Origin of the sequence: Paenibacillus sp. FSL P2-0121, from assembly GCF_037975345.1 — a bacterium.
Lineage (GTDB): Bacteria > Bacillota > Bacilli > Paenibacillales > Paenibacillaceae > Paenibacillus_AQ > Paenibacillus_AQ odorifer.
Genome location: NZ_CP150245.1, coordinates 601,906 through 623,829, shown reverse-complemented (window position 1 = coordinate 623,829; position 21,924 = coordinate 601,906). Strand labels below are relative to the sequence as shown.

The following is a 21,924-nucleotide window of genomic DNA, read 5'->3' as shown; positions in this document are numbered from 1 at the left end:
GTGTTGGCTTACTAACTTTAATAATTATTTCCACTCAGCAACTTTATCGATAGGCAGACGAACAGAGGGGTAACCTGCATCAACAGCTTTACCAATGGAGAGCAGCATTACAGGAACATAACGATCTTTTTCCATACCAAACGCTTCAGCGATTTGGTCTTTTTCAAATCCACCAATTGGGTTTGTATCGTAACCATGTGCACGAGCAACCAGCATCAGCTGCATAGCAACAAGTGCGCCATCGATAAGCACGGTGTCTCTATTAATTTCCCGTGGCAGGTTAGCGAAATGAGCGGATAATCTGGTTAATTGATTTTCTTTTACTTCAGCAGGCATAAGTCCACGTTCAACAGCCGTACCGTAAATTTCTTCAGCGTAATCGAAGTTGTTCAAATCACCAAAGATGGCAATCATAGCCGCAGAAGTCTCTACTTGTACGTTATTAAAACGAGCGAGAGGCGCTAAAGTAGCTTTAGCTTCGTCACTTTCAATGACCAGAAAACGCCAAGGCTGCATGTTCACTGAAGATGGAGCAAGTGTAGCTTCGGTAAGGATCTGTGTCATTTCTTCTTTGCTGATTTTAACGGATGGATCATATTTGCGGATAGAGCGGCGTCCTGTAATAATTTCTTGAAAATCATTTGTTTGTGTAGCGTTCATATGATTAATTCTCCTTTGAGTGTGTTTTGTAAGTTACAACAGAATGATATTAGATTGCAGACGATTGAGCATATCAATGAGCACTGCTCGCTCCTGATCGTTAAAACCTGTTAGCAGAGTAGCGATAAACCGCCTTTTCTCTTCGCTATATTTAACCATTCTTTCCCGACCTTGATCGGTTAATGAGACCAATGTGACCCTGTTATCGGCTGGGTTATTGCGGCGAGCGATCATGCCACTCTCTTCCAATCCCTTCAGATGACGTGTGACGGCTGCCGCATCAATATCCATTTCCTTTTGCAGACTGATTTGGCTGACTTCATCTACCCGAAACAGTTCATGCAGGAGGCGAAGCCGTGTGGGACTGATCCCTGCACAACGTTCGAATTTTGGAGAGATTCCTTTGTTTAAGGCCTGCAGCAGTTCAAATATATGTTCTTCCTCAGGACAGTACTCCGTCAAAATATACCTCCTTTCTATATTTAATTGCATGCAATTGTTTTGTATGAAATTATACTAACGCATAATCATTGACCCGTCAACTAATATATCAAATCATTTTTAAAAAATCAACATTGCTTATCCTCATCCGGTGCTATACGCTTGAACAAAAGAGGAGGATACCTATGAGAATATCCCTGATTCAGCTGGATATAGCATTTGGCAATCCCGCTATGAATTATGCTGCTGTTGTCCAGAAAATAAAAGAAGCCGCTGTCGCTGCCCCCGATTGTCTGATTCTCCCTGAGCTATGGACCACTGGTTATGATCTAACTCGCTTAGAAGATATTGGCGATCCGGAAGGAGAAATTACCAAGGCATTTATCTCCAGCTTGGCTAAACAATACAGCATCAATATCATCGCTGGTTCTGTCGCTAGCCGAAATGATACTGGTGTAACTAATCGCATGTATGTATTTAATCGATCAGGTGAGCTCGTCGGACAATACAGCAAGCTGCATTTGTTCCAGCTGATGGATGAACATTTGTATCTGCAGCCGGGAGAAGCCAAAGGACTATTTACATTAGACGATACTTTATGTGCAGGGCTAATCTGTTATGATATCCGGTTTCCGGAATGGGTTCGCGCCCATACCGCACAAGGGGCGGAAATCCTGTTCGTCTGCGCTGAATGGCCACTGCCCAGATTGTCCCACTGGCGGGCGCTGTTGATCAGCCGGGCCATCGAGAACCAATGTTTTGTTGTAGCCTGCAACCGTGCAGGCAGCGATCCTGCCAATATCTTTGCTGGGCATTCAATGATTATTGATCCTTGGGGAGATATTGTGTGTGAGGCTTCTGAAGAGGAAGAAATTCTAACCGGAGAGATCGATTTACATCAGGTGCGTGAGATTAGGAAACAAATTCCGATTTTTTCGGACAGACGTCCTGAGTTGTATAATTAAAAGAGCGTCATTGTTGAATATTAAAAAAGACGTTACGTAGGCTGGCATTATCCAGCTTTCCGTTACGTCCTTTTTTAACAGACTCCAACCCATGCTCAGCCCTTAGGAATACCGCTCGCGCAGCACCCGCGTTGCATCGAGCACACGTGGATCATCATAGTCCAAGCTGTATCCTGTCTCTTGCTGCAAAATGCGGGATGCTCTAAGAGAGACCCCACGACGAATTAAAGCCTGAATAATCCCCTCCACAAACACTTTCGCCACTTCAGGTCCACCGAGTTCACCCAGTCCAGCAATCGTCTCTGGACGAACCCGTGGATAAGCTAATGAGGAGTCTCCTCCGGAGGCTCGCGCATAGAAATCGCGGATTTGTTCACCGCGTTCTTGTCCCGAGCCAGAAACTACAACAAATGCATGTACAAAATAAGCATTGTTCTGCCTACGCTGAGCAATACCACAAAACTTCCGGCCACCAATGGCCAGATCGAAATCACCAGGGCAGTAAGAACCAACAATCTCACCAGCCTCAATTTGCGCCGCAGCCTGTGGATGACTTATAGCAACCGCTTCCGTGATCAAAGCAGCCAAGAGCTTAAAGTCATCATGAAAGTCCAGCCTTCCACGTCCTTTGGGCAGAACTAGAGAAACATTAATGATCCCTGCATCCAGAGGCACCGCAGCCCCGCCGGAATGCCTAACCGCTGTTCTAATCCCTTGCGCCTCAAGCGTAAGCATCGCCTGAGCTGCACACGGTAGCTTACTGTCCCGAAGTCCAAGTGCCACACCACCAGAATGACTCCACAGATGTAAGCTAGGAGGTATAAGTCCCGCTCCAACATCCCGGCATAAGGTTTCCTCAAAAGCGAATGGGACCAGCATATCCTCTAAACTATCTACTTCTATACCTTTGCTCTCATCCCTTGCACTCAGATGTTGAAAGAGCCCCATTTCTGAAGGAAGTTTACTAAATATTGAATCATACTCACGAGTATCCACCAAAGCCCCTCTTTCCCGAATATGAGCCACGAGACCTGCTATTCTCTACCAGCTAAAGATCCAAGCCTATCCGTATAAATAATGATAGTAATATTGTAACCGATCTGTCTCCATGCTGTGAGTAGAGAATTGAAATGAGGTTATGATAACGCTATTCTTATAGTAAATGGACTTGCCCCAGAGCATAATAGGGGAAGACCTAAATTCATGCTATCCCAAACGTTAAGGAGTGATGCTGCATGACAGGAGACAAGCTGACCAAAGAACGACAGCTAACCAAAACAAAGCAATGGGAACAAGCCCTTAACCACCTTTATATCAACTTTTGGGATTACAGCCATGACGCATTAAATAAATTCGCGGATGAAGATATCCACCAGGCAAGAGTGAACTGCCGTAAGCTGCTAAGTCTATTATCCATTCTTGATCCGCGGCACACTTCAGGCCTGTACCCTATTTTCAAAAAAGCGCAAAAGAGATTAGGTAAAGTGAGAGATGCAGATGTTCTAATAGAATCTTTCAAGAACAAGCGCAAGCAAGCGAAGGAGAACGGAGATTCCAAAACTGCAGACCTGTTAAAGGCAGTGATTGCTTACCAAAAGGACAAGCGCAAAACTTACCGCAAGAAGCTCGCTAAGGAGCTGCCTGAACTAATCAATGAAGACCTCGAGGAAAAGTGGAAGACCTTCCTAAGCGAGCAGCTTGAAGCCCTAGCCGCCAAAAAGAATGTTAACGTTGTTATGCGTGAGCTTGAGATCGCTTATGAGCAGAAGAAAAAAACCTGTAAAGCTATTTTCCATGAAGACAATGCCGAATCTAAAGAAGCCTTCGACGCTTTGCACCAGCTAAGAATCGCTGCTAAGGAACTTCGTTATACCGCGAGTGCGGCCGATTTTGCGTTAAATCAGAAATTTCATGCGCATGAGGAGATCTATAAGGAGATTCAAGATCAACTTGGGCTGATTAACGACAAACGTCTATGGCTGGAAACACTGAATGCTATTGGACGTGAAGAGCTGGACATCGGTAAAAAAGCATGGAATGCCTTCACGTCGCAATTAAAGGATGAAGTGCTCGATGCACTGCATCATAATGATGTCATTCCTATCCAGACACAAACGAAGTAAATTGCAAATGGTCCTTTCTATTCAGCCGATGTATCTGATGCACCATACTCTTCAATATTTAGTTTCACTTCATAGGTAATCGGAATCTCACTAAAGGTTTCATCCCAGTTATCCTCTACGCTCCGCCATACGGCTGGATGTTGAATACGCAAAGCGTTGCCGAAACCTGCAACCTCTGTATGCAGCTCCTTCTGCATTTTTTTCACAGTGACCTGAAGCATGTCTAAGACATGCTTCTCTAGCACTGCTTTATCCTCCTTTACAATGCCGTCATGTAACTTCTTTGCACTCTTGGCAAAAGCCTCACCATATCTCCCCGTAGATTCTATTTTCACATGAAAAGAGATCTTCCCATCCTTCACATTAGCTTTATACTTACTACCCAGAGATTTGATTTCATAGGTAATGAGCTTATTATTAGACGGGTCGTATGCTTTGAGAGCACCCCCCTCTCCCTTTCCAGTCAGCCAAACCATACCTTCCAGCTCCGATGCATCTAAAAAACCAACGAGCTTTCCCGTTTTCCCTTTAATTACGCCTGCTCCATCCAGCTTTGTCTCCTTCTCTTTTTCTAAAGAAATTACATTCTGCAACATGAAACTTCTTTTACCATGCAAAGGACCCGCCACTTTAGCTATTGAAACCGGCTCCCATATCCTCGTGCTCCGACTTCTATTCACAAAAATCCCCTCTAATACAAATGACGGGGTTTGGCCCGGCAGCGCATTTTCCAATACATCTCTGGCTTTTCCCTTGCTGACATATAGTAGAACACTGGGACGGATATCGTTATCCCTGCTAAAGAAATCAATTAACTCAGAAAACTTGGTAGAGCGTGCAAGCTTCTCACCGATCACAATGACCTTAAGGTGATGTCCGATTGGAGTACGTCTAGTACGCAGTGAAAGTGCCCGTAATGCTTCAAACATCGAATCACTTACTTCACTCATGTTATAGTAATTTCTGGTTGAGGATGGGGAAGCCCCAGACTTCATACCTGACCCTCCTGAGCCTTGAGGAATCGTAAACTGATAGGTACTCATTATTTGGGCAGGCATGGGATTTCCCCCACCTCCTTGCTGTGTTGCCTCCTCATCCCCTGTCTCCTCCGCACTGTCCAGGGCAACACCAATCTCCATACTTAACTCCTCAACAGGTGTGCTGCTCCAGCAGCCAGTCAACAAAGTACATAATATAAGAAATGTAATCGACACTCTCCATTTTTTCATGAAGCCGCCCTCCGGAAATGTGCGATGATCAACAGCGGCAATGGAATTAATCCAAATAAAACGATCATCCAATTACCTACGACTGTTCCTAATGCAAATAGAGCATTCACATTTGGTGGCATTCTGGAAACTACATAGGCTACTGGAAGTATAGCCAATAAGCAGCTATTAAATCGTTTATGAAATATTTGAGAAACTCCCAAAGCAGCAGCATAAATAGTGATACAGAAGGTGCAGAAAATTTGCATAATCCAAATTACCAGTAGCAGCGATTCAAACCTCTCAAAAATAAGATAATTCACCTCAAAGCTTCTCACTAGATCAAGAAATGGCCAAGTTCTTGTGACCACTCCATCTATAGAAAACGCACCAATAGTCATTACAACAGCTAAAAGATAAAAGAACGTTGATATACATGATCCAGCAATAATTACCTTTACTGCTTTTTGTGGCTTATCCATAAAAGCAACAACGAACAGCATCGCTTCACCAGCAGTAAAAGTCAGAATGGTTGGCCTGATGCCCTTCCATACCGGTCCTAAACCATCTCCAAGGAAAGGCCGCAAATTATCGATATCGAAAACTTCAATACTAAGCAAGCATACTCCAACAAAAACTGTCCAAGTAATCGGAACAATCAACCTACACATGCTAGTGATAGCATTAAGTCCTCCTCTGCATAAATAGAAGGCTATCCAAATAAACACAGCAACAATAGCCCAAGGAGGGGTTCCCTCCAACAGAAAAAAAGAGGTCACTTCCTGTACGGAACGTGCTTCAAAACTGGCTATACACAGAAAATAAACAATCACTAATATAGAGAGCATCACTCCAAGTGGCTTGCCAATGATTTTCCCGCTAAATTGAAAAATAGTTTGACCTGGAAACCGTTGGCTAAGTTTCACTATAATTAAACCTGTTAAAAAGGTAATTACTCCCCCTAAAAAAACGGAGATCCACACGTCTGGAGTTTCACTAGCCTCTACAATCGTCCGAGGAAGTGTAAGTATCCCTGCCGCAATAGTATAATTGGCTAATATGATCGTCGCTTGAACAGCAGTAATTCGGTCCTTCACCTCGGTACTCATATTCGCTTCCTCCTTTACTTCGATCTCTCACCCTTTGCGTCGGGGGTCCTTCGGCTTCAACAGCGTAGGGCGGCCTGTTAGAAATTGCAGTGGCATACGGAATATAAAATCTTTCCAATCCTTAATCTTATAAGGTATAAACATGCCAAGATAAGGCATGCCGAAGCTTTTTAGCTTGATTAAATGGGCACTCAGGAAAAGGAAAAATAACACAACTCCATATAATCCAAAGACTGCTGCAGAAAACATCGCTATAAAACGGAGCATACGCAGCGTCATTCCCGCACTATACATAGGGATGGTGAAGGAGGAGATTGCTGTAACTGAAACAACGATGACTAGAATTGGACTCACAATTCCCGCTTCTACCGCGGCTTGGCCGATGATTAGACCGCCAACAATCCCCATCGCGGGACCGATAGGTTTAGGCAGCCGGAGTCCAGCCTCCCGTAATATTTCGATTGAGGTCTCCATGATCAAAGCTTCGATTAATACCGAAAAAGGTACACCTTGGCGGGAGCTGATGATTGAAATGGCCAACTTTGTCGGAATCAATCCCGGCTGAAAGGAGAGGAAGGAAATATATAGTGCCGGTGCAAACATTGATATCAATGCGGCGAGAAAACGCAGTAAGCGCACCAACGACCCCACCATCCACCGATCGTAATAATCCTCTGGGGATTGCAACAGCATCCCGAAGGACACGGGCATGATCAAGGCAAAGGGTGTGCCATCCAGCAGGATAGCTACTCTCCCTTCCAATAACGCTGCCATTACGCGGTCAGGTCTTTCCGTATTCTGAATCTGCTGGAATGGCGTGAAGCTATTATCTTCGATTAATTGCTCCACATAACCAGATTCTTGCACATCATCTATATCAATCGTCCTAATTCTTCGTTTGACTTCTTCGACAAGTTCATCATTCGCGATATCTTTGATATAAGTTAGAACCAGATCCTTCTTCATCCTCTTTCCTACAGTAAAAGAAATCATGGCTAGCTCTGTGCTCTGCCCATGTCGGCGCAGTAATGCCGTGTTATCACTTAACGTCTCATTAAATCCGCTTCGAGATCCCCGCAAGACAGCTTCTGATTCAGGCTCCTCTATCCCTCTTGTGTTCCCCTTCGGGGTGCTGAGCACAATAGCCTCCGGTATCCCTTCTACTAACAGCACTACAGAGCCGAACAATACCTTTTGAAGGGAGAGCTTCACATTATCCGTAAACTCAACTTCCGAAATAAGCACGATCTCATGAATGAGAATATCTTTTAGATCCTTTGCTTCCGGTATCGTATGGGGATCCTTAAAAACCTTATAGGCATCCATTAAAGGCTTCAGAATATTCCGATCCATTTTATCTTTATCTGTCAGTCCATCTACAAATATAAGGGCCGCTTGCAGCTTTATACCTCCGATACGCAACTCCCGAAAACTCACATCATGCATATCTGTGCTCATCTCTTTAAATCTTTGCAAATCCTCCCGAAATTGACCGCTATAGCTTGCTCCTGTAGGAGATTCTTCACTGATTCCAACGGAATCGTCCGCCTTAGTAACCTTTTTCGTATTGCTAGAACCTAGAGATGCTTCTCCGTAAGGAACCCCACCACCTATGCTGCCGGCAGCTTTTTTTGCTCTAGTACTTATCGTATCTTCCTTTACATTAGCCCAACTCATCATCCGGATTAGAATAAACGGAACGAAAAAGATCATAATAGCTTGGAAAATCACACTCCATTTAGGAATTATCTCTAGAATAATATTCCACACCCTCATCACCTCCTTTATAACTGTGTTCGTATTTTTTACCGAAGATGGGTAAATCATGCACGCAAAAAAGACCCCACAATATGGAGTCTCCCTAATTTCATCTTTAAAATTATCGCCTTATGCTTGAAGAACCTTGTTCAGTATGCCTTGGTAGGCTGCTTTCGGACGCAGACCGACCAGCTTTTCCACGGGCTGCCCCTCTTTATATACAATGACTGTAGGCATCCCCATAACACCCGCTTCTCCAGCCAAATCCGGCAGTTCATCACAATTCACCTTAACAATAGAAACATCGTCTCCATATTCCTGGTGAAGATCTTCCAGAACAGGCAGCAGCACCTTACAAGGGGTGCACCATGGCGCACCATAATCCACCAGTACCGTTCCTCCACCACGTATTTCTGACCGCACCCAATCCGCACTATCGGCATTTATAATAGACATTTGCCATTCCTCCTCATATTTTTCAACACCAGCAGTACTATTCCAAGTTCTCCAGTGGACACGTTCCCAACTTGCTCTCATCCTGCTCCTGCAGAATAGATGCCATTCGTTCTTCCAAATTCCTCTTGATCTGATTCAGCTCTACAAGCTGACGTTCAATATCTTCCAATTTACTGCGGTATAGTGGCATCACTTCTGCGCAGAAAGCTTCTTTGTTCTTCAAGACACAATGTAGAAAGCCCGCGATCTGCTCTGTCGACAGACCCAGGTTCAAATATAGTTTAATCGTTTCTACCGTCTCTACAGCAAGTGAAGAATACTCCCGATATCCGTTGGCCTGACGGATCGGCGAGATTAATCCTTGACTCTCATAGTAACGAAGTGAACGGACGCTTACGCCCGTCAGTTTAGCAAGCTCACCTATTTTCATAGCATTCTCCCCGGGGTTCATGAGAATTGTTCTACACCAGTATAAACCCTGACACCAATGTTAGAGTCAACAAAAAAAATCCAACCGCAGCTAACCCGCAGTTGGACTCGTGTTTTATGTTACAACAGGTATATCCGCTTATATCCTACAATAATCCTGCCGCCCAAAGTCCACCTCTAAGAATCATCTGGCGAAAGGGCTCTACGGAAAATGACGGCAAATGATGACCAGGCATTAAATAAACAACCCGGCCTAGACCAAATTCATGGCACCAAGCCGCCTGCCTCATTGCCCCATCATGAGGATATTCCATAAGCACAGTTGTTTCGAAATAGGGATGCTGCTCAAAATAATAAGGCTCATCATCGATCACAAATTCTTCGATCCCCTGCATAATGGGATGCTCCCGTGCCGGTATGGACATCTGGAGCGAAGTGAATTCTGGATGATGAGTGAAATGCGCTCCCAGCATAGCGCCTAGCTCCTGATTACGCTGTAAGGAGATTCCGTTATGTACCACTAGTAATCCACCACCGTTAGCCACATAGGAGAGCAATGCGCTGCTTTGTTCCGCCGGTATTTTATCATCGGAGAATTCGGTATAGGAGATTACCAGCTTGTAATCAGATAATGTTTCTTTATTAAGCAGCCCATAATCCTCCGAGGAGAATACCTGCAGGTCATTGGCAAGGATCTGCTCAATCTCCCGGTCTACTCCCGCAAATGGGTGATATTTAACCTCCGAATAACTTCCGAGTGCCAGTGCTTTTAGTGTAGACATCCTATCATCGCCTTTCTTCGTGTACTTTTTTGATTACGGGAAGACCATCTACCAAGGCCATGTATTTCCATCCACATCAAGATAGGCCGGCTCATCCCCTAGATGCTTTTTATACTCCATAACCTGACTTATAATCTGGTCTGCAGACACATCGGATGAAATATCCGCTTGCTCATTTTTTTCGCCATGCATATAAGTCTTCATCCAGCCGGGGTGAAACACCATCACTTGACCCCCAAGCGTCTTTAGATGATTGTGCATCAGGGAGGATTGCATATTGAGAGCCGCCTTAGACATGCAGTAGCCGTACATATTAATACGTTTATTTCTGCCAATGCTGCCCGCTTCCGAAGAAATATTAACAATCAATTTATCCTTACTTTGCAATAAAAGTCCCATAAGTGCATTGCTGACTCTCAACGCGCCTAGCGTATTCACATTATAAATCTCCGCCATGCCCTCATCATCCATATCCACCAGCATCGTAGCATCATCTGCGGAATGAATAATTCCGGCATTATTAATAAGAATATCAACATGCCCAGTTCTGCTGGCGATAGCCCTTGCTGCCTGCTTTACACTGTCCTTACTACCAATATCGAGTGGAATAAGTTCCAGCTGTTCCGGATACTCCTCTTTAAGCGCTTTCAATTCATCTGTATCTCTCATGTATTGTCCAGCAAATACTGAGAACTGTTTCTCTAAAAGAGAGTGCACAAGAGACAATCCGAGACCCCGATCAGCTCCAGTCACACATGCAACTCTGTTCATTCTTATCAACACTCCTACCTAGTAAGGATTATTGAAGCAAGTTGTCTTCCTTTCACCTTAGCATGCCGTCCTCTTTTTTTCAACGCACTAAAATGAGGGTTTAGTCATCCTTGGATTAGCTGCTCCAGAATCCTTTTTGTTTTAAATTTAATATATGTTACAATCATGATTACAGGTTGTTAACAACACAATGGTTAGTAAAATAACGATCCCAGGAGGGTGATATCTATGTCTATTCAACAACTTCATACATTGGAAGATCTTGAGCAGTATGTGGCTAAACCTGGCAAGAAGCTGCTGTTCAAACACAGCACTACCTGCCCGATTAGCGCCAAAGCTAATGAAGAATTCCAGGCTTATCTAAAGGATGCGGATACTGCAGCAGCAGTAGTTCTAGTCATCGAGGATCGTCCAGTTTCCAATCAAATTGCCGAGGATTTCGGGATTAAGCATGAATCTCCACAGCTCTTCCTGCTTGAGGATAATGAGGTCCGCTGGAACACTTCCCACTGGAAGATCACAAGAGATGCTATCAAAGAGGCTGTGAACCAATGAGCCAGCAAGTGATTGTTTATTCAACAGCAGGCTGCAGCGACTGTAATCTGGTCAAACAATATCTTACGGAGCAAGGTATCCCTTTTGAAGTAAGAGATGTTATGACTAGCACCGTCTATCAAGAGGAAGTCGAAAAGCTTGGTTTCATGGGTGTTCCTGTTACTGTAGCAGGGGATCACGCCACCAAAGGATTCAATCTTCCCGAGCTGAAAGCACTTCTCGAAGCTGCTCAGTAATTCATCCGTTTAATTATTTAGCACTTGATATATGCTTACAAAAAAGGGGATTCCAGCAGCCACTCGGCAAGGAATCCCTTTTTTTCATTGTTCTAAAGCTTAGGGTTCCTCACGCATAAGATTTGCCACGACCAGTACATCTACATTTCTGGCCGAACGCAAAATCTGTTTAGTGACATCCCCGCGTAGCCATTTGCGCACCCATGAGCGTTGGGACTGGCCGATAATAATCTGTGTGCTCTGTAAGGCTTGAGACCTTTCAAGCAGCAAGGAAGACACTCGTGCCGGGAGCACGTTAGGAATCATCTTAAACGTTCCACCCAGTCGTTCCGTCAATTCTTTCAAATCATTAATTCGTTTATCGTAAGAAGGCCCGCTCTGCTTATATTCCTGTACGTACGTAACATACCAGCAAGCTTTTAGACGATAGGCAATCCTAAAACCGCGCCGAATCAGACGTTCCGCATGATCTCCTAAGGTGATGCACACATAGATCACTTCCTGCCGCCGCCAAGGTCCCCGCAGCGACCCGACACGTTCCCAGGCCTCCAGACGTTCATCCACATCATCAGCAATTTCCCGCAGCGCCAGTTCACGGAGGGCGATTAGATTGCCGATTTTGAAAAAAGCCCCCAGCGCCTGATCCACTTTGGTCATCGCATATATTTTTCCATCCTTCATCCGCTCTTGCAGTGTTTTGGGGGATACATCGATAAGTTCAACTTCGTCGGCCCGTTGCAGAATGCTGTCCGGGAAAGTCTCTCTAACTCTAACTCCGGTAATTTGTTCTACTGCATCATTCAAGCTTTCTAAATGCTGAACATTCACAGTGGAGATTACAGAGATCCCCGCATCCAATAACTCCATAACATCCATATACCGCTTCTTATGCTTGCTGCCCGGCATATTGGTATGTGCCAGTTCATCTACCAGTACGACCTCCGGATTACGCTTAATAATAGCTGCCGTATCCATTTCCTCAAGGACAGCCCCCCGATAGTCAATGCTCAGTCGCGGAAGGATCTCCAGCTCACCGATCTGTTCAAGCGTTTCTTTACGTCCATGCGTTTCTAGTAGTCCAATAACAACATCGATCCCTCTCTTTAAGAGATCATTTCCTTCTCGCAGCATCTTATAAGTCTTGCCCACCCCGGGAGCAGCACCAATGTACACTTTAAATGTGCCCCCACGAATCGCATCGATTTTATCCTTTACTTCCTGAGTGCTTAATCTGTGATAAGCATCAGCTTTCCGCTCATTTCGGCTCTGCCGGGTAGGAAGAACACGTTCTCCCTCACGCTCAGCACGATCAGCCACGAAAAACACATCTACTCCGCGGATTTGCTTTAACAATGAGTTAGCAATCGAACCCTTCCACAGCTCCTGCCACGCCGTTTGCTTAGAGTGACCCATAACGATACGGGTAATATTATGCTGGATAGCGTATTTCACTAGAAGTCCCGGAATCTCCCTCTTCGAGCGAAAAGAAATCTCCTCCATCGAGGCCCCAATCTTCTCAGTCAGCTTCCATAGGGATCGCTTGAAGGTTGCTGCTTCCTTAGAGGGCGTCAGGCCCTGCTTCCAGAAGGATACCACCGCCAGATCTCCGTTTAACCGTTTAGCGATTTGCTGCCCACGGCGGATATGAATCGAGCCATTCCAATAATACTGTGCGGACACCAACACTTTTTCGGCAATCCCCGAAGCCCCCAGCAATCCTTGCTCCTCCCGATGCTTCTCCAGCGAACCATTAACATCCTCCGCAACCATTCTCAGCGCCAGCTCCCGCAGCTTGCTTAGATTCCCTTTGTTAAAAAGCGAAGTCCGCTGCTTCTTGCCCAAATGTCCTTCGGACAAACGTTGAAGTATCTTTTCCGGAGTCACATCAATTAGAACGATATCATCTGCAAGGGTGAGCACTTCCGCAGGCAAGGAATATTCCACCTCAATCCCCGTCCACTTCCGCGCAAGATCTGCTGCGCCCTCCAGCTCGTATACGTTTACAGTTGTGATGACACTAATTCCACAGCCCAATAAATATTTGATATCCTCCAGCCTAGTTGATCTCTCCGCACCCTCGCGATTATGATGAGCCAATCCATCGGTCAGTACAACCTCTGGATTACGTGCCACAATGGCCTCCACGTCCAGATCCTTCTTCTCGATCTCCTTCTGAAACCAATGAATACTTGGAATCCGTTCCAAGTCACCCAGCTGATCCCTTGTTTCTGGACTCTGGTTGGTTGAAACCGCACAGATTACAACATCGATGCCCTGTGCTTTCAGCGCCTGACCCTCACGCAGCATCTGATAGGTCTTGCCTGATCCACTGACCGGACCTATATAGATCTTCAGGCGTCCACGATGCAGCTCATAAATAGAGAGCAGCAGTTCCTCCGGCGTCTTCCTCCGATATGTTCCCATCAAGACCACTCCTTAATAACCCGTTCATCCATTCACTCTTCTATGCCAGAAAGCAAGATATCCCTGACCCAGTTTGAACAATCGGGCAGGGATATTAGCTATATTTATTTGTTCGTTAATTTCTGCAGCTCCATGTTCAGCTTCAGAACATTTATCCGCTTTTCACCAAACAGTCCTAGATCGCGACCTTCGGTCTGCTTATTCACTAGCTCTTCCAGCTGCGTAGCTGGAATCCCGGTCAAATTACTGATCCGGGGAATCTGCACGATTGCTGACGCAGGAGTGATATGCGGATCAAGACCTGAACCTGAGTTGGTTACTAAATCAACCGGCAGCTTGTTTACAGGCACATCCGGATTATCCAGCTGCCACTGTGTAATGGAATCCTTCGTCCGCTGCAGCATATCCAGGTTGGATGGGCCGTAGTTATTGGAGCCTGAAGCTTCCGCTTTATAATCAATGCTGGATACACGGCCATGGAATAATGCCGGGTCCGTAAAGCTTTGCCCGATGAGTTCTGAGCCCACAACTACTCCAGCGTCATTCTTCAGCTGACTGCCGTTTGCTTGCGATGGCATCAGAACTTGAGCAATCGCTGTAGTAGTCAGAGGATAAATCACTCCGCAAAGAACAACAAACACTAGACATAGCCGTAATATAATAAAGAAATTAGCACCCTTCGATGATGACAACTGTTCTTCAGCGTCCGCAATCGATTTTCTGTTATTCACGATGCTTTCACCCTTTCAATGATTAGTCAATCCGTTGTTATATCCATACACTTACGAGCAAATCAATAAGTTTGATGCCCGCAAAAGGAACGACTACTCCACCTAAACCATAGATAAAAATATTACGTCCCAGCAGCTTCGTAGAACTCATCGCTTTATACGAGACACCTTTCATAGCCAATGGGATCAGCAGCGGAATAATAATCGCATTAAATATTAATGCAGATATAATTGCCGAGCTAGGTGAACCCAATCCCATGACATTCAGGGCTTCCATTTCAGGAATAGCGAGCATGAACATTGCCGGAATAATTGCGAAGTATTTAGCGATATCATTCGCAATACTGAACGTTGTCAACGCGCCCCGCGTCATCAGTAGCTGTTTACCAATAGCTACAACCTCAATGATCTTCGAGGGATCGGAGTCCAGATCAACCATGTTTGCTGCTTCCTTAGCGGCTGTAGTCCCACTGTTCATCGCTAAGCCCACATCAGCTTGGGCAAGGGCAGGTGCGTCATTCGTACCATCACCAGTCATTGCCACCAGCTTGCCTTCGTTCTGCTCACGGCGGATAACCGCTATTTTATCCTCAGGTGTACTCTCTGCAATAAAATCATCTACCCCTGCTTCACGGGCAATAGTAGCTGCGGTCAGCGGATTGTCCCCTGTACACATGATAGTCTTGATTCCCATTTTTCGCAGCTCATCAAACCGCTCTTTCATCCCTGGCTTAACCGTATCCTTTAAGTAAATAAGTCCATAAATCCGGTTGTCTACCGCAACAGCAAGCGGGGTCCCCCCCATCCGAGCGATAGCATCGGAATTACTGTCGAGGTTCGCGGGAATGACTCCGCCCTTCGACTGTACCCATTTCTTCACGGAATCGACTGCCCCTTTACGAACAGATCGTCCATCAAGTAGATCTATACCACTCATCCGGGTCTCAGCCTTAAACTCTACGAACTCTCCGCCTTCAGCAAGTTTGCTGTCATAGCTGCGCTCCAGCTTCTTAGCCAGCTCAATAACCGAACGTCCTTCCGGAGTCTCATCCTTTAGCGAACTAATAGCTGCCCAAGCCGTAAGCTCAGCTTCCGTTTCATCTCCAACAGGCACAAAATCACTCGCCATCCGGTTTCCGAAAGTAATCGTACCTGTCTTATCTAGAATCATTGTATTAATGTCGCCGGCAGCTTCAACGGCCTTCCCTGACATAGCAAGGACATTAAACTGTGTGACGCGGTCCATCCCTGCTATCCCGATAGCGGAGAGCAGTCCCCCGATTGTGGTCGGGATCAGACAGACCAGCAAGGCGATCATAACAGGAATATCTAGATCAACGCCCAGATAAGTCGCAATTGGCCGCAAGGTCACTACTACAATCAGGAAAATCAACGTCAGACTGATCAAGAGTGTATTTAGTGCAATTTCATTGGGTGTCTTTTGACGTTTCGCCCCTTCAACGAGGGAGATCATCCGATCCAGGAATGACTCACCGGGATCACTGGTAATTTTGACTTTAATCTCATCACTGACTACCCGGGTGCCGCCTGTGACTGAGCCAAAATCTCCGCCGGCTTCCTTAATAACAGGTGCAGATTCACCTGTAATTGCAGATTCATCTACGGAGGCCAGCCCTTCAATTACTTCACCATCGCCAGGGATAAGTTCTCCCTGACTGACGATGACAATATCTCCTTTACGAAGCTCGGAAGAAGAAACGGTCTTCACAGACCCTCCAACGAGTTTGTTAGCTGTGATATCCTGTTTCGTTTTCTTGAGTGAATCCGCCTGGGCTTTCCCGCGGCCTTCAGCCAGCGCTTCAGCGAAGTTGGCAAACAGCACTGTGAATAGCAGAATGAACAACACTGTGATATTGAAGCCTACCGATTTCTCTGCATTAAAATATCCGGGGGCCAGTACCATAAGCAATACAATAATCGTACCGATTTCGACTACGAACATGACCGGATTTTTAATTAACGTCACCGGGTTAAGCTTAATAAAGCTATCCTTTACAGCGCTTAGGAGTATGGGTCCCGTCAGCAGCTTTTTTCTTTTTACAGTACTCATCTTGTTCTCCCTCTTCCTACCGTAAGGTCAAATATTCTGCAATCGGGCCGAGCACAATGACTGGCAGAAACGTCAGAGCCCCGATAATTACAACGGTACCAATCAGAATTCCGGTGAACAGACCATTGTCTGTGCGGAATGTGCCAATCGTCTCAGGAACTGGCTTCTTCTGGATCAGTGAGCCTGCAACTGCCAGCATCGCGATTATAGAGACATAACGGCCAAGCAGCATTACGATCCCGGTTGTAACATTCCAAAAGGTGGTGTTGTCCGCAAGCCCTTCAAATCCTGAACCATTGTTCGCGGCAGAAGAGACATATTCATATAACACTTGGCTAAGTCCATGGAATCCGGGATTCGTGATGGCACCGTTGCCCAAGTCCGTTAAGAACGCACCTGCTGTTGGTACAAGGATAATGAACGGATGCACAAGGATAGCAATCGCAATTAGCTTCATCTCCTTGGCTTCTATCTTTCGCCCGAGAAACTCTGGTGTTCTGCCAACCATTAGTCCACATAAGAAGACACCCATGATGGCATACATCAGCATATTGATTAGTCCGACACCTTTTCCCCCGAAGACGTTGTTGAGCATCATTAGGGCCAGAGGGGTAATGCCACCCAGCGGTGTCAGCGTATCATGCATATTGTTAACACTACCTGTCGTAGCTGCCGTTGTTACCGAAGTGAACAGCGAAGATTGCGGGATACCAAAACGCACCTCTTTACCTTCCATGCTGCCTTGCGAAGACTCGATCCCCAGCGCATTGATAGCTGGATTGCCTTTGGTTTCCGCATAATAATTCAATCCCAGCAGTAGTACGAACAAGGTCATCATTGCTGTGAAAATCACCCAGCCCTGACGTTTGTTCTTAGCGAACAATCCGTACATATATGGCAGAGAGGCTGGCAGCATCCACATAGAGAGAATCTCCAGAACGTTCGTAAGTGGATTAGGGTTCTCAAAAGGATGCGCTGAATTGGCTCCGAAGAAGCCGCCACCATTCGTACCTAAGTGTTTAATTGATTCCAAAGAAGCGACTGGACCGATAGCGATTTGTTGCGTCTGCCCTTCGAGTGTAGTGACCTCAAGCGATGGCTTGAGCGTTTGTGGCACATGCAATCCTACCAGCACCAATGAAACTAGCAGAGCTAATGGAATGAATACACGAATATGTGCTTTTACGAAGTCCTCGAAAAAGTTCCCGACTGATTTCTGTCCTGTAATCCCTCTGACAAAAGCAACCGCAACAGAAAATCCGCTCGCTGCAGACGTGAACATCATCATCGTGATGACTGCCATTTGTGAAAAATACGATAGTCCCGTCTCCCCGCTATAATGCTGCAGGTTCGTATTGGTCATAAAGCTGATCACCGTATTGAATGAAAGCGTCTGTTCCATATCGGCAATTCCATTCGGGTTCAGCGGCAATCCCCGCTGTAATCTTAGAAAAATATAACTGAAAGCAACCAGTACGATATTAGTTAAAACAAAGCTGAGTGCATACTTCTTCCAGGACATTCCGTCCCGTTTTTTCAGGCCGATCAGCTTATAAATACCTTTCTCTGTGCCTGCAAACCAGCGATCCGTACGATTCGGTTCGTTAGAAAATACATGATATAAATACGTTCCCATCGGCTTGACCAGCAAGATGAGAATTACAATTACGACGACTATTTGCAAAATGCCCATGAATGCCCCTCCTTAAAATTTCTCAGGATGAATCAACGCGTAAACCAGATATATAAACAACAGTAGGGTAACAGCGATTACTAGAATCACAGCTTATCCCTCCCCGTATCCTCAACTACACCTGCGCACCAGCGCATAAAGCCATAAAATAACCCGTAAATTACAGCTAACGAAGCCACCATATACAGATCCATCATATCTTCCGCACTCCTTCCATTATCCTTGATGAGGTGATCTATCGATTAGAAAATCAGCATCACCACTATGGGAATAGATTACATAGCTCGCACCAAGTCTTTTATAGACCAATCTAGGATTTATTGAACTTGTAATCACAAAAATCGGCTGTGTCGTCCAGGTACGGCACATCTGAATATAGCGGCAGCAAAGCGGAAAGCTGCTCTCAAACAGATATACCCTGCCTACCGGGAACGATGGGCGAAACCAAGTGCTCTGATGGCGGGTATCCACTAGAATAACCTGCTCAATCCCGAGCTCCTCAAGTAAAGCTTTCTCAGCCACATTGTTGGTTAATCCCGCCATCTTAATACCCCTGAACTTCAGAAGTTTAATGAAATGTTCTCCCGCCTTTGTAGGCGCACATACAAGCACATATTCATTCTGATCCGTCATCTTTTTTTCTCCTCCTGCTCATTTACAACAAGGAGGCAACGAAAATCTCCGAAAGGATGTTGACCTATCGTCATTTTCGGGCACAACCTAAAGCTCGGTTGTGTCACGTCATTAGACGCTGCCTTACAAATACCGCTAATGATGAATTTAGCGACCTCTTAGGGGAGGCCTCCATAAATGCTTTGCTTCTAAGAGCACAGCAAAAAGCCACAAAGGATCTCCTCTGTGGCTCGCTAGCGGTCACATTGCACTCATCCTCTCTCCATACGCTTACGAGGTTAGCTGTCGGATTCGGGCGGTGAGAGTCGCCCTACCTGTATAGATGCGAGCTCACTCACACCCTCTACAGGATTCACCCCATAATCGGCTTCCGACTCTCACATCGGCTGCCGATTGTTGGTTCCCCCGCTTTCCTTACCGGAAATTAAGCGGATCAAATATTCGATTGTCGTTGAAACAGGAGTAATCATACTCTTATGCACGAAGACTTGTAAAACCTGAATGATGCCAAAATAATGCAAATTAAAAACTATTTTCCCATTAGATAGCGCTTACTTGATATCTAATCTCTCTATATCTCTTGTTTACTCGAGTTTGGAGCGTTTAATCGCTATCTATAACCCATGTGATTTTATTCACCTTTTTAGAGCGAAAATACTGCAAATTCCCATTATAGGTAGAAACGCAAGAAGCTGAGGCTGAGCGAGAAAGAGGCGCGATAACACGCCATAAATACCTATTTACCTCGTTTTTCAGTCGTAGTCGGCAGGATATGGTTAAAATTGCTCTAAAAGAACATTTTCCGTTTTTTACAGAAAATCTTGAAAAGAGTATGATTCGGGTTGAATCTAATTCATGAAAAACAATCAACGCTGAGTTCCTGCATTCGCAGGGAACGGGGGAACCATCAGGCCACCTGGCCTACTTGGGGTGAATCCAAAGGAGACTGCATAAGTCTCAATAGGTAGGGCGACTCTCACCGTCCGAATCCGACAGCTAACCTCGTAAGCGTAAAGAGAGAGACCCTTGATCCGCCACGCTTTGGCCCAGGTATATCTGCCTGTAATCCAAAACCGCAGCAGAGGTCCTCCTCTTGCTGCGGTTTTTGCGTTACCTGAGCTTATTAGGTGATAGCACGCTGGATGGGGTGAATGTTTTGAAGCACTATTATTTAGGGATACATCAAGGGCTGCTTGAGCCGATAAGTCTAAATTACGTTTGTTTCGGGGCCTTGTGGTTCGAAGAACATAATCACAGGTACATTGTAGGCTATGCATTTGGCCAGAACCAGATCCAAGCCCTTCGCCAGTTCAGCACACCTTCTTCTTGTAAAGACTGTTTAGACTCTAAGATTGTATATGAGATATATAAAAAAATTCGAGAACAACAGCAGCAGCAGGATTGGTCATCACACCAAAAACTCCCGTGGTTTACAGCCTTCAAGGAGCCTTGGAAAGATGTAAGCGCCGGTTGGTATGTCTTGAGATCCCGCAGCACCTTTCCCTTACATCTATCTGTTATACGGAAAGAGAAGTTCCGACTATGGCTAGAGCATACCGCAGTCTGTGAGAATAAAATGGAAATGCTCGCTTGTGTAGAAAAGGCTAGTGTCACTCATCATGTAGACTTAAAGCTTTTGGAAATCTAAGGAGGAACCCTACTATGGACCAGCGCAGACTATCCCGCATTGAAGTATTTGTATTGGATGAACCCGAGCCTATCCACTATGGAATGGAAGGGGCTGAAGGCTGCCGTTATGGTATTCTAAAACTCACCTGTAAGGGAGGTTGCAGCTGGGGGGCTTGTCTGATCTCTGCCAACACCAAAAATTTCGATCTCATTAAATGGAGTTCTTTTTTACGGGCTATCTGTCATTGCCGTCTTGAGGAAGCGCTGGATAAGGTCCGCCGCGAAGGTTCAGATTGGGAGCAGGTTAAGCTTGAGCTAGTTCAGGGTGCTTTGCAGGATTTAAAGGCCAAGCTCCAGGGTAAATCCTTGGCAGGGCATATTCAGCAAGGGCGTCTGTACAGTGTTGCAGCAGGGGGGAGCAATTCCAGAAGTGAACGGCTCTACTACAAACCTTCCAAAGCTTTATCCAGTACCTCCCAGCAGAAACACAGTTGCCCGGAACCAGACACCGCTGATCTCATCAATAAATCAATCTCTTACTTTTCTATATTATAGATTCAAGCAAATCTCTCATTCTGAAAGGATCGTGTTTCACCATGCCTGACCCCTTACCTCCCGAGTCCACCTACAGTACTAAATTTGCAGAGTGTGTCCAAAAGTATACTAATGAAGTCTACGTACTTAGTTCCATGTTGTTAGAACAATCTAATGAGGCGGACAAGGTTACTATACGCACCTTCACAGAGCTTCATAAAATATATCGTCAGGATGAATTCGATCCTCAGTTATTCTCTATCCACGCTTACCGCACTTGTATTCGCCAGTGTGCTGATTCTTTTGCCCGGCGCTCGCTTCTATCGGCTAAGGCATTACCTTGGGAGGAACAGCTTGTGAAGGTATTGTGGTACGGCTTAAAGCTGCCTCTTTCTCAAATAAGCATTATTCTGCAAAAAAGTGTTCCTGCATTGAAAGCACAGCTTAGAGCTGTACGGGAGCAGATGACCGCCCAAGCGGATGTACTAACGAGCGCAAATCTTTCTATAATTTAGTCTCTGACTAGAATTCAAACGATCTTTGAGCGCATGAAGCATCTAACGGACTCAGGAGCCTTTAATTGAAGCTTTTCCACAAATATGGCCGGCGTTCGGACTCCAGTAAAAATCTCGAGCGATGAACGTCTTGGATCGTCTTAAAGCAAGCCCTAATCATCTTCCACCAAGGCTTACGGACCCAGATGACGTTACTTACAC

The 21,924-nt window shown here is 45.5% G+C and carries 22 protein-coding genes and 2 riboswitches; of the genes, 7 read left to right on the top strand and 15 right to left on the bottom strand.

Going from position 1 to position 21,924, the window contains the following annotated elements; all coding sequences use genetic code 11:
• Positions 1 to 24: 24 nt before the first annotated feature.
• Together MKY54_RS02765 and MKY54_RS02760 are read right to left on the bottom strand one after the other, a co-directional pair.
• Positions 25 to 660, bottom strand: coding sequence for a nitroreductase family protein (locus MKY54_RS02765; RefSeq protein WP_076101373.1), 636 nt, complete (start codon positions 658 to 660; stop codon positions 25 to 27).
• 33 nt (positions 661 to 693) lie between these two features.
• Positions 694 to 1,122, bottom strand: a complete 429-nt coding sequence (locus tag MKY54_RS02760; protein WP_076304354.1) for a MarR family transcriptional regulator — start codon at positions 1,120 to 1,122, stop codon at positions 694 to 696.
• Positions 1,123 to 1,280: 158 nt separating this feature from the next.
• Between MKY54_RS02760 and MKY54_RS02755 the strand changes: the two genes are divergently transcribed.
• The gene (locus MKY54_RS02755) at positions 1,281 to 2,066 is read left to right on the top strand and encodes a carbon-nitrogen family hydrolase (RefSeq protein WP_076223445.1); all 786 of its coding nucleotides are present in this window, start codon (positions 1,281 to 1,283) and stop codon (positions 2,064 to 2,066) included.
• A gap of 102 nt (positions 2,067 to 2,168) precedes the next feature.
• Here MKY54_RS02755 and MKY54_RS02750 read toward each other — a convergent pair whose 3' ends face one another.
• On the bottom strand, positions 2,169 to 3,062 hold the full coding sequence (locus MKY54_RS02750) for a hypothetical protein (protein WP_339189381.1): 894 nt from the start codon (positions 3,060 to 3,062) through the stop codon (positions 2,169 to 2,171).
• 239 nt (positions 3,063 to 3,301) lie between these two features.
• Here MKY54_RS02750 and MKY54_RS02745 point away from each other — a divergent pair, with 239 nt between their 5' ends.
• On the top strand, positions 3,302 to 4,189 hold the full coding sequence (locus tag MKY54_RS02745; protein WP_076124450.1) for a CHAD domain-containing protein: 888 nt from the start codon (positions 3,302 to 3,304) through the stop codon (positions 4,187 to 4,189).
• 17 nt (positions 4,190 to 4,206) lie between these two features.
• Here the strand turns inward: MKY54_RS02745 and MKY54_RS02740 are convergent, their stop codons facing one another.
• The 7 genes from MKY54_RS02740 to MKY54_RS02710 form a co-directional block, all read right to left on the bottom strand.
• Positions 4,207 to 5,418, bottom strand: a complete 1,212-nt coding sequence (locus MKY54_RS02740) for a Ger(x)C family spore germination protein (protein WP_339189376.1) — start codon at positions 5,416 to 5,418, stop codon at positions 4,207 to 4,209.
• Positions 5,415 to 6,506, bottom strand: coding sequence for a GerAB/ArcD/ProY family transporter (locus MKY54_RS02735; protein WP_076179795.1), 1,092 nt, complete (start codon positions 6,504 to 6,506; stop codon positions 5,415 to 5,417). Before MKY54_RS02735 ends, MKY54_RS02740 begins: the two co-directional genes overlap by 4 nt.
• Before the next feature lie 27 nt (positions 6,507 to 6,533).
• Positions 6,534 to 8,282 (bottom strand): spore germination protein, encoded by a 1,749-nt coding sequence (locus MKY54_RS02730; protein WP_143763881.1) that lies wholly within the window; start codon positions 8,280 to 8,282, stop codon positions 6,534 to 6,536.
• Positions 8,283 to 8,393: 111 nt separating this feature from the next.
• On the bottom strand, positions 8,394 to 8,720 hold the full coding sequence (trxA, locus tag MKY54_RS02725) for a thioredoxin (RefSeq protein ID WP_339189370.1): 327 nt from the start codon (positions 8,718 to 8,720) through the stop codon (positions 8,394 to 8,396).
• Positions 8,721 to 8,757: 37 nt separating this feature from the next.
• On the bottom strand, positions 8,758 to 9,150 hold the full coding sequence (locus MKY54_RS02720) for a MerR family transcriptional regulator (RefSeq protein ID WP_076185170.1): 393 nt from the start codon (positions 9,148 to 9,150) through the stop codon (positions 8,758 to 8,760).
• A 145-nt stretch (positions 9,151 to 9,295) separates the two neighbouring features.
• Complete coding sequence (locus tag MKY54_RS02715; protein ID WP_076185171.1) at positions 9,296 to 9,931, bottom strand: ThuA domain-containing protein; 636 nt, start codon at positions 9,929 to 9,931, stop codon at positions 9,296 to 9,298.
• Positions 9,932 to 9,979: 48 nt separating this feature from the next.
• The gene (locus tag MKY54_RS02710) at positions 9,980 to 10,702 is read right to left on the bottom strand and encodes an SDR family NAD(P)-dependent oxidoreductase (RefSeq protein WP_339189368.1); all 723 of its coding nucleotides are present in this window, start codon (positions 10,700 to 10,702) and stop codon (positions 9,980 to 9,982) included.
• Positions 10,703 to 10,930: 228 nt separating this feature from the next.
• Between MKY54_RS02710 and ytxJ the strand changes: the two genes are divergently transcribed.
• Positions 10,931 to 11,257 carry a bacillithiol system redox-active protein YtxJ gene (gene ytxJ / locus MKY54_RS02705; RefSeq protein ID WP_042123836.1) on the top strand — a complete coding sequence of 109 codons (327 nt, stop codon included), beginning with the start codon at positions 10,931 to 10,933 and terminating at the stop codon, positions 11,255 to 11,257.
• Positions 11,254 to 11,493 carry a glutaredoxin family protein gene (locus MKY54_RS02700; RefSeq protein ID WP_076124465.1) on the top strand — a complete coding sequence of 80 codons (240 nt, stop codon included), beginning with the start codon at positions 11,254 to 11,256 and terminating at the stop codon, positions 11,491 to 11,493. The genes ytxJ and MKY54_RS02700 overlap by 4 nt, the downstream gene beginning before the upstream one ends.
• A 99-nt stretch (positions 11,494 to 11,592) precedes the next feature.
• Here the strand turns inward: MKY54_RS02700 and MKY54_RS02695 are convergent, their stop codons facing one another.
• The 5 genes from MKY54_RS02695 to MKY54_RS02675 form a co-directional block, all read right to left on the bottom strand.
• Positions 11,593 to 13,917 (bottom strand): histidine kinase, encoded by a 2,325-nt coding sequence (locus tag MKY54_RS02695; protein WP_076124467.1) that lies wholly within the window; start codon positions 13,915 to 13,917, stop codon positions 11,593 to 11,595.
• 104 nt (positions 13,918 to 14,021) lie between these two features.
• On the bottom strand, positions 14,022 to 14,630 hold the full coding sequence (gene kdpC, locus MKY54_RS02690; protein ID WP_339191108.1) for a potassium-transporting ATPase subunit KdpC: 609 nt from the start codon (positions 14,628 to 14,630) through the stop codon (positions 14,022 to 14,024).
• 55 nt (positions 14,631 to 14,685) lie between these two features.
• Entirely contained in the window at positions 14,686 to 16,719 is a 2,034-nt protein-coding gene (gene kdpB / locus MKY54_RS02685) for a potassium-transporting ATPase subunit KdpB (protein ID WP_076124469.1), read from the bottom strand.
• A 16-nt stretch (positions 16,720 to 16,735) separates the two neighbouring features.
• On the bottom strand, positions 16,736 to 18,412 hold the full coding sequence (gene kdpA, locus MKY54_RS02680) for a potassium-transporting ATPase subunit KdpA (protein ID WP_076302353.1): 1,677 nt from the start codon (positions 18,410 to 18,412) through the stop codon (positions 16,736 to 16,738).
• A 216-nt stretch (positions 18,413 to 18,628) separates the two neighbouring features.
• Positions 18,629 to 19,045 (bottom strand): hypothetical protein, encoded by a 417-nt coding sequence (locus MKY54_RS02675; protein ID WP_076124472.1) that lies wholly within the window; start codon positions 19,043 to 19,045, stop codon positions 18,629 to 18,631.
• A gap of 251 nt (positions 19,046 to 19,296) precedes the next feature.
• Positions 19,297 to 19,486, bottom strand: a riboswitch (cyclic di-AMP (ydaO/yuaA leader).
• A 419-nt stretch (positions 19,487 to 19,905) separates the two neighbouring features.
• Positions 19,906 to 20,070, top strand: a riboswitch (cyclic di-AMP (ydaO/yuaA leader).
• A 68-nt stretch (positions 20,071 to 20,138) separates the two neighbouring features.
• Here MKY54_RS02675 and MKY54_RS02670 point away from each other — a divergent pair.
• The 3 genes from MKY54_RS02670 (at position 20,139) to MKY54_RS02660 (ending at position 21,723) form a co-directional block, all read left to right on the top strand.
• Positions 20,139 to 20,693, top strand: a complete 555-nt coding sequence (locus MKY54_RS02670) for a hypothetical protein (RefSeq protein ID WP_076124474.1) — start codon at positions 20,139 to 20,141, stop codon at positions 20,691 to 20,693.
• A gap of 14 nt (positions 20,694 to 20,707) precedes the next feature.
• Entirely contained in the window at positions 20,708 to 21,229 is a 522-nt protein-coding gene (locus MKY54_RS02665) for a hypothetical protein (protein ID WP_076302352.1), read from the top strand.
• A 134-nt stretch (positions 21,230 to 21,363) separates the two neighbouring features.
• Positions 21,364 to 21,723 carry a hypothetical protein gene (locus MKY54_RS02660; RefSeq protein WP_143766455.1) on the top strand — a complete coding sequence of 120 codons (360 nt, stop codon included), beginning with the start codon at positions 21,364 to 21,366 and terminating at the stop codon, positions 21,721 to 21,723.
• The last annotated feature ends 201 nt before the right edge of the window (positions 21,724 to 21,924 follow it).

Excerpts from the sequence above, each read along its gene's own strand:
- kdpA (WP_076302353.1), bottom strand. The coding sequence starts at position 18,412 with ATGGGCATTTTGCAAATAGTCGTCGTAATTGTAATTCTCATCTTGCTG.
- MKY54_RS02700 (WP_076124465.1), top strand. The coding sequence starts at position 11,254 with ATGAGCCAGCAAGTGATTGTTTATTCAACAGCAGGCTGCAGCGACTGT.
- MKY54_RS02660 (WP_143766455.1), top strand. The coding sequence starts at position 21,364 with ATGTTGTTAGAACAATCTAATGAGGCGGACAAGGTTACTATACGCACC.
- MKY54_RS02715 (WP_076185171.1), bottom strand. The coding sequence starts at position 9,931 with ATGTCTACACTAAAAGCACTGGCACTCGGAAGTTATTCGGAGGTTAAA.
- MKY54_RS02765 (WP_076101373.1), bottom strand. The coding sequence starts at position 660 with ATGAACGCTACACAAACAAATGATTTTCAAGAAATTATTACAGGACGC.
- ytxJ (WP_042123836.1), top strand. The coding sequence starts at position 10,931 with ATGTCTATTCAACAACTTCATACATTGGAAGATCTTGAGCAGTATGTG.
- MKY54_RS02745 (WP_076124450.1), top strand. The coding sequence starts at position 3,302 with ATGACAGGAGACAAGCTGACCAAAGAACGACAGCTAACCAAAACAAAG.
- MKY54_RS02695 (WP_076124467.1), bottom strand. The coding sequence starts at position 13,917 with ATGGGAACATATCGGAGGAAGACGCCGGAGGAACTGCTGCTCTCTATT.
- MKY54_RS02730 (WP_143763881.1), bottom strand. The coding sequence starts at position 8,282 with ATGAGGGTGTGGAATATTATTCTAGAGATAATTCCTAAATGGAGTGTG.
- MKY54_RS02720 (WP_076185170.1), bottom strand. The coding sequence starts at position 9,150 with ATGAAAATAGGTGAGCTTGCTAAACTGACGGGCGTAAGCGTCCGTTCA.
- MKY54_RS02710 (WP_339189368.1), bottom strand. The coding sequence starts at position 10,702 with ATGAACAGAGTTGCATGTGTGACTGGAGCTGATCGGGGTCTCGGATTG.
- kdpB (WP_076124469.1), bottom strand. The coding sequence starts at position 16,719 with ATGAGTACTGTAAAAAGAAAAAAGCTGCTGACGGGACCCATACTCCTA.
- trxA (WP_339189370.1), bottom strand. The coding sequence starts at position 8,720 with ATGTCTATTATAAATGCCGATAGTGCGGATTGGGTGCGGTCAGAAATA.
- MKY54_RS02740 (WP_339189376.1), bottom strand. The coding sequence starts at position 5,418 with ATGAAAAAATGGAGAGTGTCGATTACATTTCTTATATTATGTACTTTG.
- MKY54_RS02675 (WP_076124472.1), bottom strand. The coding sequence starts at position 19,045 with ATGACGGATCAGAATGAATATGTGCTTGTATGTGCGCCTACAAAGGCG.
- MKY54_RS02665 (WP_076302352.1), top strand. The coding sequence starts at position 20,708 with ATGGACCAGCGCAGACTATCCCGCATTGAAGTATTTGTATTGGATGAA.
- MKY54_RS02735 (WP_076179795.1), bottom strand. The coding sequence starts at position 6,506 with ATGAGTACCGAGGTGAAGGACCGAATTACTGCTGTTCAAGCGACGATC.